Annotated in this window: 17 protein-coding genes; 9 read left to right on the plus strand and 8 right to left on the minus strand. The window is 56.3% G+C overall.

Features of this window, described 5'->3' with window-relative positions; all coding sequences use genetic code 11:
• Genes fliJ through fliF form a run of 5 tightly spaced genes read right to left on the minus strand, consistent with a single transcriptional unit; the run spans position 1 to position 5,201 of the window.
• Positions 1–447 (minus strand): flagellar export protein FliJ, encoded by a 447-nt coding sequence (gene fliJ, locus IAE50_RS15325; protein WP_225975664.1) that lies wholly within the window; start codon positions 445–447, stop codon positions 1–3.
• Positions 448–459: 12 nt separating this feature from the next.
• Positions 460–1,827: a flagellar protein export ATPase FliI gene (gene fliI, locus IAE50_RS15330; RefSeq protein ID WP_200580641.1), complete on the minus strand. Its 1,368-nt coding sequence runs from the start codon at positions 1,825–1,827 to the stop codon at positions 460–462.
• Entirely contained in the window at positions 1,824–2,537 is a 714-nt protein-coding gene (locus tag IAE50_RS15335; RefSeq protein ID WP_200580642.1) for a flagellar assembly protein FliH, read from the minus strand. The genes fliI and IAE50_RS15335 overlap by 4 nt, the downstream gene beginning before the upstream one ends.
• On the minus strand, positions 2,524–3,510 hold the full coding sequence (fliG, locus tag IAE50_RS15340; RefSeq protein ID WP_042712448.1) for a flagellar motor switch protein FliG: 987 nt from the start codon (positions 3,508–3,510) through the stop codon (positions 2,524–2,526). Before fliG ends, IAE50_RS15335 begins: the two co-directional genes overlap by 14 nt.
• Entirely contained in the window at positions 3,507–5,201 is a 1,695-nt protein-coding gene (fliF, locus tag IAE50_RS15345) for a flagellar basal-body MS-ring/collar protein FliF (protein ID WP_200580643.1), read from the minus strand. Before fliF ends, fliG begins: the two co-directional genes overlap by 4 nt.
• 241 nt (positions 5,202–5,442) lie before the next feature.
• On the opposite strand from fliF, the gene fliE reads away from it, so the two are divergent.
• The 8 genes from fliE to IAE50_RS15385 all read left to right on the plus strand — a co-directional run bounded on the left by fliE (position 5,443) and on the right by IAE50_RS15385 (position 12,638).
• A complete protein-coding gene (fliE, locus tag IAE50_RS15350) occupies positions 5,443–5,781 on the plus strand; it encodes a flagellar hook-basal body complex protein FliE (RefSeq protein WP_200580644.1) in 339 nt (112 codons plus the stop codon).
• Positions 5,782–5,956: 175 nt separating this feature from the next.
• Positions 5,957–6,814, plus strand: coding sequence for a CheR family methyltransferase (locus tag IAE50_RS15355; protein WP_083699330.1), 858 nt, complete (start codon positions 5,957–5,959; stop codon positions 6,812–6,814).
• A gap of 5 nt (positions 6,815–6,819) precedes the next feature.
• Positions 6,820–7,866, plus strand: coding sequence for a chemotaxis response regulator protein-glutamate methylesterase (locus tag IAE50_RS15360; protein ID WP_042712452.1), 1,047 nt, complete (start codon positions 6,820–6,822; stop codon positions 7,864–7,866).
• Between the two features lie 46 nt (positions 7,867–7,912).
• Positions 7,913–8,302, plus strand: coding sequence for a chemotaxis response regulator CheY (gene cheY / locus IAE50_RS15365; protein ID WP_042712453.1), 390 nt, complete (start codon positions 7,913–7,915; stop codon positions 8,300–8,302).
• Between the two features lie 3 nt (positions 8,303–8,305).
• Positions 8,306–8,950 carry a protein phosphatase CheZ gene (gene cheZ, locus IAE50_RS15370; protein WP_042712454.1) on the plus strand — a complete coding sequence of 215 codons (645 nt, stop codon included), beginning with the start codon at positions 8,306–8,308 and terminating at the stop codon, positions 8,948–8,950.
• A gap of 33 nt (positions 8,951–8,983) precedes the next feature.
• Entirely contained in the window at positions 8,984–10,129 is a 1,146-nt protein-coding gene (flhB, locus tag IAE50_RS15375; RefSeq protein ID WP_139965834.1) for a flagellar biosynthesis protein FlhB, read from the plus strand.
• Positions 10,129–12,237, plus strand: a complete 2,109-nt coding sequence (gene flhA / locus IAE50_RS15380) for a flagellar biosynthesis protein FlhA (RefSeq protein WP_042712456.1) — start codon at positions 10,129–10,131, stop codon at positions 12,235–12,237. The genes flhB and flhA overlap by 1 nt, the downstream gene beginning before the upstream one ends.
• On the plus strand, positions 12,234–12,638 hold the full coding sequence (locus tag IAE50_RS15385; RefSeq protein WP_200580645.1) for a flagellar protein FlhE: 405 nt from the start codon (positions 12,234–12,236) through the stop codon (positions 12,636–12,638). Before flhA ends, IAE50_RS15385 begins: the two co-directional genes overlap by 4 nt.
• Positions 12,639–12,691: 53 nt before the next feature.
• Here the strand turns inward: IAE50_RS15385 and fliT are convergent, their stop codons facing one another.
• From fliT to fliD, 3 genes are read right to left on the minus strand one after another with little or no spacing between them, the layout of a single operon-like run.
• Positions 12,692–13,030 (minus strand): flagellar protein FliT, encoded by a 339-nt coding sequence (gene fliT, locus IAE50_RS15390; protein WP_054804580.1) that lies wholly within the window; start codon positions 13,028–13,030, stop codon positions 12,692–12,694.
• Entirely contained in the window at positions 13,023–13,430 is a 408-nt protein-coding gene (gene fliS / locus IAE50_RS15395) for a flagellar export chaperone FliS (RefSeq protein WP_042712461.1), read from the minus strand. The genes fliT and fliS overlap by 8 nt, the downstream gene beginning before the upstream one ends.
• Before the next feature lie 47 nt (positions 13,431–13,477).
• Positions 13,478–14,956, minus strand: a complete 1,479-nt coding sequence (gene fliD / locus IAE50_RS15400) for a flagellar filament capping protein FliD (RefSeq protein ID WP_200580646.1) — start codon at positions 14,954–14,956, stop codon at positions 13,478–13,480.
• 523 nt (positions 14,957–15,479) lie between these two features.
• Between fliD and IAE50_RS15405 the strand changes: the two genes are divergently transcribed.
• Entirely contained in the window at positions 15,480–16,742 is a 1,263-nt protein-coding gene (locus tag IAE50_RS15405) for a FliC/FljB family flagellin (RefSeq protein WP_200580647.1), read from the plus strand.
• Positions 16,743–17,143: the final 401 nt, after the last annotated feature.

Here is a 17,143-nt window from a genome sequence, read left to right on the forward strand (position 1 = left end):
TTATTTATTCCTTTGACTGGCGCGACGAGCGAACTCATCCATCATCTTCTGTTCCAGTCGGTTCTCTTTTAACAATCGCTGTGCGTCGGCACGGTTTTTCAGTGCTTCGAAAGCATTCAGCCGCTGCTTATCTTTTCTCCATGCTTCCTGCACGTTATCCACCGTGTACTGACTGGCAGATACTCTCCTGACTTGTTGCGCCACGACGCCATCCAGCGAGGTCAAAAAGTGCTGGTGCGCCTGGAGGGCCATAATCGATACGCCCTGATCGACAATCGTCGACTGCATCTGCTCGCGATACTCTTGCGCATAGGTCTTGAGCTGATCGAGCCGTGCGGTTTCGTTAAGGTGGGTCTGGCGCGCCGAACCGAGGCGGGTCGTGGTGTCGTTCAGTTTCTTCTCTGCCAACTCGCGCAGGACATCCATCGGGTTTTGGCTCGCCATCATTTCACCTTCACATTACGCGTTATTGCCCTGTGGAAAGAGCGCCGACAGCCCGCGATAGGAGTCGTCATATTCGCAGGACTCATGAATGCCCTGGTGCAGATAGGCCTCCATTTTTGGATAGAGGGTAATGGCCTGATCCAGCAGCGGATCGCTGCCAGCGGCATAGGCCCCTACGCTCACCAGATCGCGGTTGCGCTGATACGAAGAGAGCATCTGCTTAAAGCGCTGCACCTTTTTGTAGTGCGCCGGGTCAATCAGTTCGGTCATCGCACGGCTGATCGAGGCTTCAATATCGATCGCCGGATAGTGGCCAGACTCGGCCAGACGACGGGAGAGCACCACGTGACCATCGAGGATCGCACGCGCCGAGTCGGCGATCGGATCCTGCTGATCGTCCCCTTCCGTCAACACGGTATAGAAGGCGGTGATCGAACCGCCGCCTTTGATGCCGTTCCCGGCGCGCTCCACCAGCGCGGGGAGTTTGGCAAACACCGAGGGCGGATAGCCTTTGGTGGCGGGCGGCTCGCCAATCGCCAGCGCGATCTCACGCTGTGCCATCGCGTAACGGGTGAGGGAATCCATAATCAGCAGAACGTTGAGGCCGCGATCGCGGAAATCTTCTGCCAGGCGCGTGGCGTACACCGCGCCCTGCATACGCAAAATCGGCGAAACATCGGCCGGGGCAGCAATCACCACCGAGCGTTTAAGCCCGTCTTTACCAAGGATGTTTTCGATAAAATCTTTCACTTCGCGGCCACGTTCGCCAATCAGACCGACGACAATCACATCCGCTTTGGTAAAGCGCGCCATCATCCCCAGCAGCACGCTTTTGCCGACGCCGGAACCAGCAAACAGGCCCATGCGCTGCCCGCGCCCGACGGTAAGCAGGCCGTTAATGGCGCGCACGCCGACATCGAGCACGTTTTTAATCGGATCGCGCTGTAACGGGTTAAACGGCGGCGTAAAGAGCGGCCCGCGATCGCTGGTGTTGGGCGGCGGCAGGCCGTCGAGCGGGCGGGCGCTGGCATCGAGCACACGCCCGAGCAGCTCCGGCCCCAGCGGTAACTGTTTGCCTTTGGTGTTGTTGCCGAGCGCATAAACGCGCGCCCCCGGCAACACGCCCTCGACGTTCTCAAGGGGCATCAGATAGAGGATCTCGCCATTAAAGCCGACCACTTCGCTCTCGACCCGCTGGATCCCCTCTTCACTTTCACGCTCGACAATGCAGAGCGTGCCGATGGGCAGCTTCAGGCCGACGGCTTCCATCACCAGACCGGTGGCGCGGGTCAGGCGGCCGTAGCGGCGAAACAGCGGCAGCGCCGCGATGCGCTTCTCGCGCAGATCCACGCCATCAAGCCATGTCTTCAGCCGCGCGGTCATAGGGAGAAGTCCTCCCGGCTCAGGGTGCAGAGTTCGTTCCAGCGGGTTTCGGTGGTGGCATCAAGCTCACCGCCGTCGGTAGTCAGGCGGCAACCGCCCGGCAGCATCTGCGCATCGGTGCACAACTCCCAGCCACGGGCATGCAGCACTTCGCCCAGTTGCTCCTGAACCGACGCCGATGCCTCCGGGCTGATCCACAACTTCACCTGCCCCAGCTGTTTGGTATCTTCCTGCAACAGTTGCTGAATGCGGGTCAGCAGCCAGGCGTTGGTGGTGGTTGAGACCACGCTTTCGCCGAGCAGGCTGCGCGCTGCCATCAGCGCCACCTGCACCAGCCGCGCGGGCATCACGCTGTCGAGGCTATCAAGGGTAATTTTGACGTTATCAACCAGCTGCGCGAACTCCTGCGCCTGCGCTTGCTGTAACTGGCGGTATTCGGCCATCCCTTTCTCGATGCCCTCTTCGCGCCCCTCTTCAAAGCCTTTCGCGTAGCCGAGTTTTGTCCCCTCTTCCACGCCGCGCGTCTGGCCCTGGGCAAACCCTTTCTGCTCGGCCTGCTTGCGCAGGCGTGAGAGTTCCATTTGTAGCGCCGCTTCACTCGCCGGATCGCTGGCCGGCACGGCGGTGCGTAGCTCGGGCTCGCTGCTTAACGCGTCGTCGAGCAGGTTTTCAGGCCGCCAGGCGTGCCACTGGGTCTTAGACGTAGGCATCGTCGCCTCCACCAATCACAATCTCGCCGGTCTCCGCCAGACGACGCACCACCAGCAGGATCGCTTTCTGTTCGTTTTCGACCTGCGACATACGCACAGGGCCACGGGAGTTCAGATCGTCACGCATAATGTCGGCCTGACGTTTGGACATATTGCGGAAGAACTTGTCGCGCAGCGCGTCGTCCACGCCTTTCAGCGCGACGATCAGCGATTCGTTGTCGATATCCTGCAGGATGCGCTGGATGCTGCGATCTTCCATCTCGACCAGGTTCTCGAAGAGGAACATCTCGTCGATAATTTTCTGCGCCAGCTCCTGGTCGTATTCGCGAACCGCTTCGATAGCCGCATCTTCCTGGTGAGATTTCATCAGGTTGAGGATCTCCGCCGCCGGACGCACGCCGCCCATCTTGTTGCGCTTGATGTTCTGACCATGCAGCAGGTTGTTGAGCACTTCCGTCAGCTCCTGCAGCGCCACCGGCTGCACGCCGCCGAAAGTGGCGATACGCAGCAGAATGTCGTTGCGTTCGCGCTCGTCGAATTTCGCCAGCAGATCGGCTGCCTGGCTGCGTTTCAGGTGGACAAGGATGGTGGCGATAATCTGCGGATGCTCATCACGGATGAGATCGAAGACCATCTGCGGCTCCATAAAGTTGAGCGTTTCGATGCCGTTACGATCATCATTGGCCTCAAGCAGATCTTCGAGCAGGGTGTTAGCACGCTCTTCGCCCAGCGCTTTCACCAGCACGCTGCGCAGGTATTCATTGGTGTTGACATCGAGCACCGCAAATTCACCGGAATCGCGGCGGAACTCCTTCATCACCACCGCCAGCTGATCGTGGGTGTAGGTGCCCATCGAGACCATGGCGCTACTGATCATGGTCACTTCGTGGGTATTCAGGTGCTTAAAGACTTCGGCTGCACGCTCGTCACCGAGCGTCAGCATGACTATGGCGCATTTCTCGGCGGCGTTCATGACGACTTCTGCTCCTTATTTAACCATTGGCGAATCACCAGGGCGATGACCTGCGGCTCCTGGTCAGCCATTTCACGCAGGTGCTGCGCCTGTTGTTCGGTTTCGACGCGCTGCTGCGCTTTGGCGGTTTCCGCGCTCTGGCGTTTGCGCACCTGCTCATCCAGCTCCGCCTGGCGCACCTCTTTCTCCATCTCCAGACGCTGGATCAGCATCTCCTGATGGCGGATCCAGAAGGGTTGCACCGCCTTGCGCCACAGGATCCAGGCGATCAGCGCCACAAACAGATAGCGCGCGCCGGAGAGCATCAGCTTGATAAATTCCGGCTGTTTCCACAGCGGAACAGGCGCTTCCTCTTCCTGGTCGGTAAAGAGGGTATTGACGACGTTCAGCGTATCGCCGCGTTTGTCGGAGAAGCCCATCACCTCTTTCACCAGCGCATTGATCTGATCCAGCTGCGCCTTGTTGAGCGCCACCGGCTTGCCATCTTTGCCCGCCTTATAATTCACCACCACCGCAACGGAGAGGCGCTCAAGCACGCCGGTGTTGCGCTTGATGTGGGTCAGCGTTTTATCCACCTCGTAGTTGGTGGTCTCATCGCTCTGCTTGTTGTAAGGCGTCAGCGTCGGTGCCGGTGCCGCAGCGGGTGCCGCGTTATTACCGTTCGCGCCGCCCTGCCTGTTGGCCTGCTGCGCTGCGGGATCTTCAATCGGCGTGGAGACCGGGGCCGGTGGCTGGTTGCTTAACGCGCCCGGCACGCCGCCGACTGCATTTTTGCCGCCCTGCTCGTTGTTGCTGCTCTGACGGCTGCGAATCGCCATATTTTCCGGGCGGCTGTTCGGCTGATACTGCTCCGCCGTCTGCTCATGCTGGGTGAAGTCAACCTGCGCGGTTACCTGGGTTCTGACGTTCTGCGTGCCGACAATCGGCGCGAGGATCGCCTGAATACGGCGCTGATAATCGGACTCCATCTTGCGCACATATTGCAGCTGCGTGGTCTGGGTAGCCTGCGCGCCGCTCTGCGACATCATGTGGCCGCTCTGATCGACAATCGTCACCCGATCGGCACTCAGCCCCGGCACCGCGCTGGAGATCATGAAAGTAATGGCGCTCACCTGCCCTGAATCGAGCGTTCTGCCGTTAATCAGGTTCAGCGTCACCGAAGCGGAAGGCTCTTTGCGATCCTGCAAAAAGAGCGACGGCTTCGGCATCGCCAGGTGGACGCGCGCCGAGCGCACCGGCCCGAGGGTTTCGATAGTGCGAGACAGTTCGCCCTCCAGCGCGCGCTGGAAATTGACCTGCTCGTTGAACTGGCTGATACCAAACTTCTCCTGGTCCAGCAGTTCAAAACCTACCGAGCCGCCCTTCGGCAACCCTTGCTGCGCCAGCTTGAGACGCACTTCGTAGATCTGCTCTGAGGGGATCTCGATGGAGCCGTCATGCTCGGCAAAACGGTACGGCACCTGCATCTGTTTCAATTGGGTGACAACCGCGCCGCCATCCTCCTCGCTGATATTGCTATAGAGCACGCGGTAGTCTGGTTCTTTCGCCCAGAACATCAGCGCAATAACAATAGAAATAGCGGCCGCAGCCGCGACAAAAAAGAGGATGCGGGGGTTAGCCCGAATATTTTCGAGCACTGCCTTTACATCGACAATGCCTTTCTTTTTACTACCGGTGATTGTGGCAGTCATGCCAATGTCCTGTAAAAGTGAATGCCGGAATTAAAAGTAAAAATAATTACGGCTCGGCTCATCTGGTATGCAATTAATAAAAGCAAATGTATTTCTCAGGAAAATTCCCGGATGCGTATTATCTACAGAAAGCCCGTTTTTCTAAGTGGTAATAAGGTGAAATTTGTGTCAGCTATTCACGTTATGTCGTTTTTCAGACCACATGGTAAGCTTGCGGCCAATAACTAATAAGGTCATTTTCATGTCGATGAATACATTAGGCGGCGTATTGGATCAGATTCAGTCGCAGGCCAGACAAGTCTCAGATATCAGTGCGTTAAACCCCTTTAACAGCGCGACGCGTAAAACAGAAAGCAGTTCACAATTTTCTAATATTTTGCTTAACAGCATTAACAATATTAGCGGAATGCAGACATTTGCTAAGCAACAGTCACAGGCTTATCTCACCGGTGCCGAGGGGATCGGCCTGAATGATGTGATGGTCTCTATTCAAAAATCATCGGTGGCGTTAAACCTGGGCGTGCAGGTACGAAATAAACTCGTCAGCGCCTACCAGGAAATAATGAGAATGCCGGTATAACGCCTAAGCAATATCTTATTCTCGATTAACGCGAAAATAGTGCTGCTATTTTTCACGGCTGAATAAGTCCGGCTGTTTTATCACTGTTAATAAAATAGCCGGCATATCGCCGGTGATTCATTTTAGCGTCACCAGCAATGTGCGTTTAAAAACCCATGGGTTTAAGCCAACACTTATGACAAAGAGCCAGAAAAATAGATTTTCATCTGCCGATAGCGCAGCGCCCACGCCGGGCACGTTGACCGGCCATGAATTAGAAAAAATCAGCGCGCTGATTTACCAGCGCGCTGGCATTGTGTTGACGCCGCAAAAAAAAGACATGGTGTTCAACCGCCTCTCCCGCCGCCTGCGGGAGCTAAATCTGCGCAGATTCGACGACTACATTGCGCTGCTGGTCAACAACCCGGCCAGCCGCGAGTGGCAGGAGTTTATTAACGCCCTGACCACCAATTTGACCTCCTTTTTTCGCGAGGCGTACCACTTTCCGACGCTGGCGAAGCATGCCCAGTCGCGACCGGGGATGTACAGCGTCTGGTGCGCGGCGGCCTCAACCGGCGAAGAGCCGTGGTCGATTGCGATGACGCTGGAGGCGGCGCTGGGCCGCAGTATTACCGGCCCGCGCGTGCTGGCGACCGATATCGACACCGACGTGCTGGAGCGAGCGGTCCAGGGCGTTTATCGCCTGGCGGATATCGACAACCTGAGCGAGCAGCAGAAAAAAAGCTGGTTTTTACGCGGCACTGGCGATCAGGCAAATATGGTGAAAATCAAAAGCGAACTGCGCAACAGCGTGCAGTTTCGCCAGCTCAACCTGATCGAAAGCCAGTGGGATATTCCCGCCCCGTTCGATGCGATCTTTTGCCGCAACGTGATGATCTATTTCGATCACAACACCCAGGGGAAGCTGCTTCAGCGCTTCGCGAAAATGCTCAAGCCTGGCGGGCTGCTGTTCGTGGGTCACTCTGAACATTTTCAAAACATGAACAGTCCATTTCGTTTGCTCGGACAGTCCGTCTATCGCCTCGCGGAGTGAGAAGGATGAAAAAGATTAAGGTGCTCTGCATTGATGACTCGTCGCTGATTCGCAAAATCATGACGCGCATCGTCAATGAACAACCGGATATGGAAATGGTAGCGACTGCCCTCGATCCCATCATCGCCCGCGATTTGATCAAGCAGCACAACCCGGATGTGCTGACGCTGGATGTTGAAATGCCGCGCATGGATGGCCTCGATTTTCTTGAGCGCCTGATGCGTCTGCGCCCGATGCCGGTGGTGATGCTCTCCTCGCTGACCAACAAGGGCTCGGACATTACCCTCAGCGCGCTGGAGCTGGGGGCGGTTGATTTTATTACCAAGCCGGAAACCGGTTTGCAGGACGGCATGGCGCACTACAGCGAGATGATTGTCGACAAAATCCGTATGGCGGCGAAAGCGCGCGTCGCCCGCCGCGACGGTAAGCCGCAACCGCGGCGTATTGTTCACGGCCCGCTGATTGGCAGCGAAAAGATTATTGCTATTGGTTCATCGACCGGTGGCACCGAGGCGCTGCGCCAGCTGCTGGTGCCGATGCCCGCCACCAGCCCCGGCATCGTGATTGCGCAGCATATGCCGGGCGGTTTTACCCGCTCGTTCGCTAACCGGCTTGACCATCTCTGTCAGATGTCGGTACAGGAGGCTGAAGAGGGTGACCGCGTCCTGCCCGGTCATGTTTACATCGCGCCGGGCGGCTTCCATATGGAGCTGACGCGCAGCGGGGCGAACTATCACATCAAATTGAGTGATGACTCGCCGATCAACCGCCATCGCCCGTCGGTGGATGCGCTCTTTCACTCCGTCGCACGCTGCGCGGGGAAAAACGCCGTCGGGGCGATTTTAACCGGCATGGGCAGCGACGGTGCCGCCGGCCTGCTGGCGATGCGTGAAGCCGGCGCATGGACCATCGCCCAGAGCGAGCGCAGCTGCGTGGTCTTTGGTATGCCGCGCGAAGCGATTGCCCTTGGCGCCGCCTGTGAAACGGTCGATCTGGACCATATTGGCCAGCACATTTTGAACCACTCGGCCGATCAGGCTCGCAGAATTTAACCACCACCCCACTACCCGTTCCACTTACTGAGTTTAGGAAATAGAGATGGCCGACAAGAACTTACGTTTTTTAGTTGTCGATGACTTCGCCACCATGCGACGCATTGTGCGCAACCTTTTGAAAGATTTGGGCTTTAACCGCGTTGAAGAGGCGGAAGATGGCCTGGATGCGCTGAACAAGCTGCGCGAAGACGCCTTCGACTTTGTGATCAGCGACTGGAACATGCCCAACATGGACGGCTTACAGCTGCTGACGGAAATTCGCAACGATGCGAATTTGAAAACCATGCCGGTGCTGATGGTCACTGCCGAAGCGAAGAAAGAGAACATCATCGCCGCCGCGCAGGCCGGAGCCAGCGGCTACGTGGTGAAACCGTTCACCGCGGCAACGCTTGAAGAGAAGCTGAACAAAATTTTTGAAAAGATCGGCTGGTAACCCATGACGGCGGAACATACGCAACCTGAAGAGGATTTCAAAGGCATCTTCTCCCGCGTCGGGCAACTGGCGCGACTGCTGCGCGACAGCCTGGTCGACCTCGGGCTGGATCGCACCATTATCGAAGCGGCCGACGCCATTCCGGATACCCGTGAGCGGTTGAACTATGTGGTAGGCAAAACCGCGCAGGCCGCCGAGCGCGTGCTGACCTGCGTCGAAGAGGCGCGCCCGCTGCAGGAGAGGATCGTTAATGACGGCGAGCAGCTGGCGACACGTTGGGATGCCTGGTTTGCCGCGCCCGTGGAACTCGCCGATGCCCGGGAGTTAGTCACCGCGACCCGTGACTACCTGACACAGGCACCGCAGGCGGCACGCAAAAGCGATGAGCACCTGATGGAGATCATGATGGCGCAGGACTTCCAGGATCTTACCGGCCAGGTGATTCGCCGCATGATGTCGCTGATTGAAACGGTCGAGACCGAGCTTATCCAGGTGCTGCTGGAGTACGTGCCAGATGCGCCGCAGGAGAAGAGAGTGAAAGAGGATGAAGTGACGCTGGTCAACGGTCCGCAGGTCGACAGCAACAAAGCCGGAGTGATGGCGACGCAAGATCAGGTCGATGACCTGCTTGATTCGCTGGGCTTCTAAAGCAGCGGGCGCGGCCCGTGCACTGAGCAGGTCATGTCAGAAGAGAGCGACGTAGAAAAAACCGAAGAACCCACGCCCCACCGAAAACAGAAGGCGCGTGAAGAGGGGCAGATCCCACGCTCGAAAGAGCTGAGTTCGTTACTGATGCTGCTGGCCGGCTGGGCACTGATGCTCTCCGGCGGCAATCAGTTTGCCCACAGCATGATGCAACTGCTGCGCAGCGGGCTGGTGCTCAACCGCTTACCGGTGATGGATCCGCAGTCGATGTTCCATCAGGCGCGCTTTTTACTGGAGATGATGGGCAGTGCGCTGCTGCCCATCTTATTCGGTCTCTTCATCACCGGAATTGCCGCGCCGATGCTGCTGGGCGGGGTCAATTTAAGCGGCAAATCGCTGAAGGTCGATCTCAAGCGGTTGTCGCTGTTGCAGGGGCTGAAACGGCTCTTCTCCGCGCAAGTGATGTCGGAAATGCTCAAAGGCAGCCTGAGGGTGGCGCTGGTGGCGTGCGCCTTCGCGCTCTACCTCTACAACAACAAAGCGCATTTCATCCAGCTGGTTAACGAAGCGTTACCGATGGCCGTCGCCCACGCCATGAGCATGGTACTTAACTGCCTGCTGATGGTGATCTTCTTCCTGCTGCCGGTGGTGGGCTACGACGTCTTTTACCAAATCACGAGTCACCTGAAGAAGCTGCGCATGAGCCGCCAGGAGATCCGCGATGAGTTTAAACAACAAGAGGGCGATCCGCATATCAAGAGCCGCATCAAGCAGATGCAGCGCGCGGCGGCTCGCAGCCGGATGATGGCCGACATCCCGCAAGCGGATGTCATCGTCAACAACCCGACGCACTACTCAGTGGCGCTCTCCTACAAAGAGGGCGGCATGAGTGCGCCGACGGTGGTGGCGAAAGGTGCCGGCGATATCGCCTTAAAAATACGTGAGCTGGGCGCGCAACACCGCGTGCCGATGCTCGAAGCGCCCCCGCTTGCCCGCGCGCTCTATCGCCACTGTGATATTGGCGAGCAGATCCCGGGTGAGCTTTATAGCGCCGTCGCGGAAGTTCTGGCCTGGGTTTACGGCCTGCGACGCTGGCGCAGTAGCGGCGGCATTCCGCCGAAAAAACCCGGGAACCTTGCGGTTCCTGCGTCGATGGATTTCGCAACTGAGAGTAAAGACTGATGGCTAATCTCGCCAGCAAACTACGCTTACCGGCGTTTAAAGAAACCGAATGGCAAATTATGGCCGGACCGGTGCTGATCATGCTGATTCTGGCAATGATGGTGCTGCCGCTGCCCGCCTTTTTGCTCGATACGCTCTTCACCTTCAATATCGTCCTGTCGTTGATGATCTTGCTGGTGGCGATGTTTACGCAGAAGACCCTCGAGTTTTCCGCCTTCCCGACCGTGCTGCTCTTCTCAACCCTGTTGCGACTGGCACTTAACATCGCCTCAACGCGTATTATTTTGATGGAGGGCCACACCGGTGCCGCCGCCGCGGGACGGGTGGTTGAGGCCTTCGGCCACTTCCTGGTGGGCGGCAACTTCGCGATTGGTATCGTGGTGTTCGCCATCCTCATCATCATCAACTTTATGGTCATCACCAAAGGTGCCGGGCGTATCGCCGAAGTGGGCGCGCGCTTTGTGCTCGACGGCATGCCCGGCAAACAGATGGCGATCGACGCCGACCTCAACGCCGGGCTTATCGGCGAAGCCGAGGCCAAACGTCGCCGCAGCGAAGTGACCCAGGAGTCCGACTTTTACGGCTCGATGGATGGTGCGAGTAAGTTCGTGCGCGGGGATGCGATCGCCGGGCTGCTGATCATGGCGATTAACGTCATCGGCGGTCTGACCATCGGCGTGCTTCAGCACGGCCTGAGCGTCGCCGAAGCGGGCGAGACTTACACCCTGCTGACCATCGGTGACGGTCTGGTGGCGCAGATCCCGGCGCTGATTATCTCGACCGCCGCCGGTGTGATTGTCACCCGCGTCTCCAACGATGAAGATATCGGCGAGCAGATGGTCAGCCAGCTGTTCAACAACCCGCGGGTGATGGTGCTTTCTGCTGGCGTTATCGGCCTGCTGGGGCTGATCCCCGGCATGCCAAACTTTGTCTTCCTGATGTTTACCGCCATTCTGCTGGGGCTCGCCTGGTGGATGCGCGGCCGCCAAATGAAGCAACCCGCCGCCGCCAGGCGCGGTGTTGCTGATGATAAAGATAGCGCCAGCGCGCAGGCCGCCAACGATCATGCGTCTGCCGAAGCCTCGTGGGAAGATGTCGAGATGGAAGATGTGCTCGGCCTCGAAGTGGGTTACCGCCTGATTCCGCTGGTTGACAGCACCCAGGATGGCCAGTTGCTGGTGCGCGTACGCGGTATCCGTAAGAAGTTCGCGCAGGAGATGGGCTTTCTGCCGCCGCCGATCCATATTCGCGATAACCTCGATCTGGCGCCCGGTCATTACCGCATTCTGCTGAAGGGCGTAGAGATTGGCAGCGGTGATATTGAGTCCGACCGCTGGATGGCGATCAACCCCGGCTATGCGGAAGGGACGCTGCCGGGTACGCCGTGCGTCGATCCGGCGTTCGGTCTGCCCGCCTGCTGGATCGATGAAGTGTTGCGTGAACAGGCGCAGATCCAGGGCTTTACGGTAGTCGATCCCAGTTCGGTGATCGCCACCCACCTGAACCACCTCATCACGCTGCACACCGAAGAGCTTTTCAGCCGCCAGGAGACGCAGCAGCTGCTCGATCGCATCACCAAAGAGATGCCGAAGCTGGTGGAAGATCTGATCCCGGGCGTCATCTCCGTCACGCTGTTCCACAAAGTGTTGCAGAACCTGCTGGCCGAGCGTGTGTCGATCCGCGATATGCGCACCATTATTGATACGCTGGCGGAGTATGCGCCGGTGCAGAGCGATCCGGATGAGCTCACCTCGCAGGTGCGCGTACGTCTGGGCCGCGCGATCACCGCCCAGTGGTTCCGCAATGATGATGATATCAAAGTGATTGGCCTCGACAGCGCGCTGGAGAGATTGCTGATTCAGTCACTGCAAAGCGGCAGCGCCATTGAGCCGGGTATCGCGGAAAACCTGATGCGCCAGGCCGATCGCGCCATTACCGAACAGCAATCCCTCGGCGTCTCGCCGGTGGTGCTGGTCAACCCGGCGCTGCGCACCATGGTGTCGCGCTTCCTGCGCCGCGCCTTCCCGCAGCTTGGCGTGCTGTCGACCATGGAGATCAGCAACAATAAAACGGTGCAGATGACCGCCGTGATTGGCACCAGTGCGTGAAACGCGCCCTGCTGATAAGCCTGCTGCTGGCCTTGCCGGCAGCGGCTCAACCGCCACAAGGCGCGTGGAGCGCCACAAGTATGGGCGGCAGCGTCAGCCTCGGTAAAGCGATCCTGCGCGCCCACCCGCTGCATGCCCCTGACCACCTCTCCCCTTCTGCGCGCGTGACGCACTTCTCCTGGCGCATTACCCTGCTCACCCCTCCCCCACCGGGATTAGAAATTAAGCTCTGTCGCATTGAGCGCTGCGTTATATTACCCGCGCTTGCGGGAACGCAACGCGTGGCGATACCTTTTCCGGCCAGCGGAGAGTTTCGTTTTATCTATTCTGTGAACCGTGTCGGTCAACTTCAGCCGCCGCTTACTGTGCTGCGCAATCAATTAACCGTGAATTATCGTTAAGGTAATTAAAAAGGCTCCAGGTTTAGAATCAACCTACAGCCTTTTTTATAAACTCAATGTAACGAAGGGGCTTGATGAAGGGTATAAAGTTGGCTGCACCGGGCACCACGATGTATAGAGGATAAGTTCTGCTTTAACGTATCAAGACGCGCCCGTAAATTGCGGGTGATTTCAGCTTCATTATCGAGCAACTGTTGTAGCAGACCTTTCAGCGCCTCTTTTTCACTGGCCGAAAGGGCATCCGTACTGTTATTTAAAATATCCTGCTTCTTGATGACATAACGCGAAGCAACCTCAATAAAATCATCCCAGCGCGCTTCTCTCGCCATTGCGAGGATCGCCAGGTTCATCTCATACAGCTCGCGATAGTAATGAGGAATTATTTCAGCCATAGCGCACCCTTTTCTGTGCCGGTTCAATCTCTTTCCAGGTCGCTGCCAGCTTCATTAATAAACCATCAATATGTTTTAACGGCTCGGGATTATTATGCAGATTGGCCTCAAGCAGCGTGCGCGACATATATTCATACATCTGTTCGAGATCAGCGGCGATACCTTTTCCGGTTTCATGATCGAGCGCGGCGCGCAGGCCGTTATCAATAATATTGATCGCTTTCGAAATCATTTTGCCGCGCTGGGCGACATTACCGTTCTCAAAATGGATGGCGGCCTGCAGGATGGCGCTGTGCGCGCCGTCAAACAGCATAGTAATTAACTGGTGCGGCGTCGCGCCAGCGAGTTTGCTTTGCAGCGAAATCCGGGCGTAGGCGTTGGCGCCTTGTGATGCATACATAAAAAGCTCCTCAAAGCAGGCCGATAACGGCCTGCTGTAAATAAAAATTAGAGTGTGGAGAGCAGCGAGGTGAGCTGCGAGCTCATGCTGTTGAGGTTCGACATCAGGGAGTCCAGGTTCTGGAACTGCACGCGGTAAACCTCCACCTGCGCATCAATCAGCTTCTGGGTTTTATCGATCTGCGCCTGTACGATTTCAGTCTGATCTTCCAGGCTCTCGGTCGCCCCTTCAATGATGCCGTCGGTATCGGTTTTCGAATCCCCCAGGTAATCGGTCATGATTTTGCCGAGCGACGTGGCCATACCTTCGCTATCGCTGCGTCCGGTGAACATGGTGGCAATCTCTTCCGGGTTATCGGCAATCGCTTCGTCCAGCGTATCTTCATCCAGTGTCATCTGGCCGGTAGCGGCATCGATAGTAATGCCTAAATCTGCCAGTGAACCGTAAGTTGCGCCCGCATCGCCATACACACCGTTAACGGTTGAGCGCAGCTCGCTCACCAGCCCACGCAGCGTGGAGTCACCCATCAGCGAACCGTTGTCGGAGTTTTCGGTCGCCACTTCTTCATCGCCCAGATCGGAGGTATCTGCCGCGACATACTTACTGGAAGAGGTGGTTTGCTTGAGCAACGCGTTGTATTTACTGACGAAGTCTTGCAGGCTGGTTTTGATCGCCGAGGTATCGTTGGTCAGCGTTAACTGCTCAGCGTCACCATTTTCCGACACGGTTTTCAGGTTCAGCGTGACGCCATCAATGATGTCGGTGATGTTGTTGCTGGAACGGGTGTAGTCCGAGCCGTCGACGCGCAGCTTGGCATCTTTCGCATCAGAGACCGAAATCATATTGTCGCTCTGGCCCGGGTCATTAATCACCTGGCCCTGATCGTCAATATGCTGACCGCCGTTAGCGGTATCAAGCACGCCCGCCAGCGAAGCATCGCCATCCACTTTTACCGACATTTCGCCGTCGGAACCGGTAGTTTTCGAGCTCAGCACTAGCTGGTAGCCATCATCGGTACGCTGTACCGAGGCGGTGACGTTGCCCTTCTCTTTATTGATCGCTTTCGCAATCTGGTTCAGCGACGTTTCATCATCTTCCAGTTCAACTTCCATGGTTTTGCCGTCGTTCTGGGTGATGGTGATGGTGCGCGTACCGCCGGTGTTACTGGTGCCAAGCGCGGTATCGGCACTGGCTTGCGCCTGGGTTTTTAGCTTGTGCGCGGCAGCTAACTGGGAGATGGTTACCGAATGGCTGTCGGCTTGTGCGCTGCTGGTTGCCGTGGCGGTGAACGCTTCGTTGCTGCTGACGTTTAATTTATTAAAGGCATCACCGCTCATGGTGGTGATGCTTTTTTGCAGCGTCGACATCAGGCTGGAGATTTTGCCCCAGTCGGAAATCTGCGACTCATATTTGCTCTTGAGGTTGGAATAAGGCGTCAGTCGCGTTTGCTCGGCCGCCTGAATCTGCTCCAGCATTGAGGCTGTATCAATCCCGCCGGTACCGACGCCTAGTGATGAAATACCCATTTTTTCTCCTGTCGGAAATCTCGTTTTGCGGTGGTTCTCTATTAAGCTATCGGCGCAGGAAAATAAAAGATGAATTTTTTACCGTTATCTAAAAGACAACAAATATATAGCCATCCGGCTTCCCTTACGTATTACCAGGCCATCAAACAGCTTTTCAAAAAGCATTGTTTTATTGCCTTTAAATGGCAGCAAAAATGGCTTTAGTTTGGCCTATCGCTCTCTCCTCATCTTTTCTTCTTTATATAGGAAGAGTCACCAAAGAAATCACCAACCACTAACCCACAACTAAATAGTCGATATGACGCCACTCCTGGCGCTAATTCTTAAAATAAAAACAAAAAACGTATAAATAAGAGACAGAATTGCATCAAAACGGCGTGTTTAATCAAAAAACGGCCGACTCAAGAAAAAGTTTCTGCCCTGAAAAACTTTAGTCATTTTTTAAAAGGCCGATTTATTTAGTATGCGAACGAAATGACGCATAACCATACTCTGTATAGTAAATTGTGTATAAGGAACTATCATGTCCCAGGTTATTAATACTAACGCCCTTAGCCTCGTCGCTCAGAACAACCTGAACAAATCTCAGGACTCTCTGGGTACTGCAATTGAACGTCTCTCTTCTGGTCTGCGTATTAATAGCGCGAAAGACGATGCAGCAGGTCAGGCGATCTCTAACCGTTTCACCGCCAACATCAACGGTCTGACTCAGGCTTCCCGTAACGCCAACGATGGTATCTCCATTGCACAGACCACTGAAGGCGCGCTGAACGAAATCAACGACAACCTGCAGAACATCCGTCGTCTGTCCGTACAGGCGCAGAACGGCACCAACTCCGATTCTGACCGTCAGTCCATCCAGGACGAAATCGACGCGCGTCTGGACGAGATCAACCGTATCTCTGAACAGACCGAGTTCAACGGCGTGAAAGTACTGAGCAAAGACCAGAAGCTCTCTATCCAGGTTGGTTCTAACGATGGCCAGACTATCGATATCGAACTGAACCAGATGGACTCTTCTACTCTGGGTATGGACGGCTTCAGCGTAGCTAACGGCCTTGATACCAGCACTCTGACCGAAGTTACCGGTACAGCGAAAGTTGACAGCGGTTTCGATTACGATACCTCTAACTTTACCGACACCTCTTCCGGTACCGCAGTGACCAGCATCGACGATATCGTGGTTGACGATAGCGGTGCTGTCTTTGCGAAGAAAGGCTCAGAACTGTATGCCGTAACCGAAGATCCGACCACGGGTGAGATCTCCTTCGACTCCAGCGTCGACGCCTCTGCCTCTGTCACAGGTTCAACCACCAGCGTTGATGGTGAGAACATGATGAAAGACCAGGCGATTGATATGACTGCCATCACCGCTGCGGGCGGTAAATTAATGGAAGATGGTAAAGGTAACTTCTACGTTGACGATGGTGCCGGCAACCTGACTGAAGCGGATATGTCTGCTGGCTTCGTTGCAACCGACAGCGGTAAGGCTGTTTCTACCACTCAGGCAACCACCGATCCGCTGACCAAAATCGACGAAGCGCTGGCGCAGGTTGATGAAATGCGTTCCGGTCTGGGTGCGGTACAGAACCGTTTCGCGTCTGTTATCAGCAACCTGAACAACACCGTTAACAACCTGTCTGAATCCCGCTCTCGTATTCTGGATGCTGACTTCGCGTCTGAAGTATCTGAAATGAGCCGCGCGAACATTCTGCAGTCTGCAGGCACCACCGTGCTGGCACAGGCTAACCAGGTTCCGCAGAACGTGCTGTCTCTGCTGGGCTAATCTCTGCCGCTTAAGGCAGGTTTTCCTGCCTTATCCTTCAACCGCCCCTCACCGGGCGGTTTTTTTATGCCTGCGTTTTGTTAGATCTAGCTGGGCTGGCATTGATTGCCGGATGGCGGCTACGCCTTATCCGGCCTACAAAACCGCTCCGACCCGTAGGCCGGATAAGCGGTACGCGCCATCCGGCGATATCTCCGCGACACACATTGCCGGATGCGGCTGCGCCTTATCCGGCCTACAAACCGCTCCGACCCGTAGGCCGGATAAGCGATACGCGCCATCCGGCGATGTGCATGTTGCATTGGTGGAAGGGTTCCGTTCACCAGGCGATGGGGAGTTTCATTAATCTTTTATGCGGTGAACGGGACAAGGGAAGCGGCCGCGCTCCCCTTGTCAATCCC

The sequence above is a fragment of the Kosakonia sp. S42 genome (assembly GCF_016624785.1).
Taxonomy (GTDB): domain Bacteria; phylum Pseudomonadota; class Gammaproteobacteria; order Enterobacterales; family Enterobacteriaceae; genus Kosakonia; species Kosakonia cowanii.

Excerpts from the sequence above, each read along its gene's own strand:
- fliJ (WP_225975664.1), bottom strand. The coding sequence starts at position 447 with ATGATGGCGAGCCAAAACCCGATGGATGTCCTGCGCGAGTTGGCAGAG.
- IAE50_RS15405 (WP_200580647.1), top strand. The coding sequence starts at position 15,480 with ATGTCCCAGGTTATTAATACTAACGCCCTTAGCCTCGTCGCTCAGAAC.
- fliG (WP_042712448.1), bottom strand. The coding sequence starts at position 3,510 with ATGAACGCCGCCGAGAAATGCGCCATAGTCATGCTGACGCTCGGTGAC.
- fliI (WP_200580641.1), bottom strand. The coding sequence starts at position 1,827 with ATGACCGCGCGGCTGAAGACATGGCTTGATGGCGTGGATCTGCGCGAG.
- fliT (WP_054804580.1), bottom strand. The coding sequence starts at position 13,030 with ATGGCTGAAATAATTCCTCATTACTATCGCGAGCTGTATGAGATGAAC.
- fliS (WP_042712461.1), bottom strand. The coding sequence starts at position 13,430 with ATGTATGCATCACAAGGCGCCAACGCCTACGCCCGGATTTCGCTGCAA.
- IAE50_RS15360 (WP_042712452.1), top strand. The coding sequence starts at position 6,820 with ATGAAAAAGATTAAGGTGCTCTGCATTGATGACTCGTCGCTGATTCGC.
- flhB (WP_139965834.1), top strand. The coding sequence starts at position 8,984 with ATGTCAGAAGAGAGCGACGTAGAAAAAACCGAAGAACCCACGCCCCAC.
- cheY (WP_042712453.1), top strand. The coding sequence starts at position 7,913 with ATGGCCGACAAGAACTTACGTTTTTTAGTTGTCGATGACTTCGCCACC.
- cheZ (WP_042712454.1), top strand. The coding sequence starts at position 8,306 with ATGACGGCGGAACATACGCAACCTGAAGAGGATTTCAAAGGCATCTTC.
- fliD (WP_200580646.1), bottom strand. The coding sequence starts at position 14,956 with ATGGGTATTTCATCACTAGGCGTCGGTACCGGCGGGATTGATACAGCC.
- fliF (WP_200580643.1), bottom strand. The coding sequence starts at position 5,201 with ATGACTGCCACAATCACCGGTAGTAAAAAGAAAGGCATTGTCGATGTA.
- IAE50_RS15335 (WP_200580642.1), bottom strand. The coding sequence starts at position 2,537 with ATGCCTACGTCTAAGACCCAGTGGCACGCCTGGCGGCCTGAAAACCTG.
- fliE (WP_200580644.1), top strand. The coding sequence starts at position 5,443 with ATGTCGATGAATACATTAGGCGGCGTATTGGATCAGATTCAGTCGCAG.
- IAE50_RS15355 (WP_083699330.1), top strand. The coding sequence starts at position 5,957 with ATGACAAAGAGCCAGAAAAATAGATTTTCATCTGCCGATAGCGCAGCG.
- flhA (WP_042712456.1), top strand. The coding sequence starts at position 10,129 with ATGGCTAATCTCGCCAGCAAACTACGCTTACCGGCGTTTAAAGAAACC.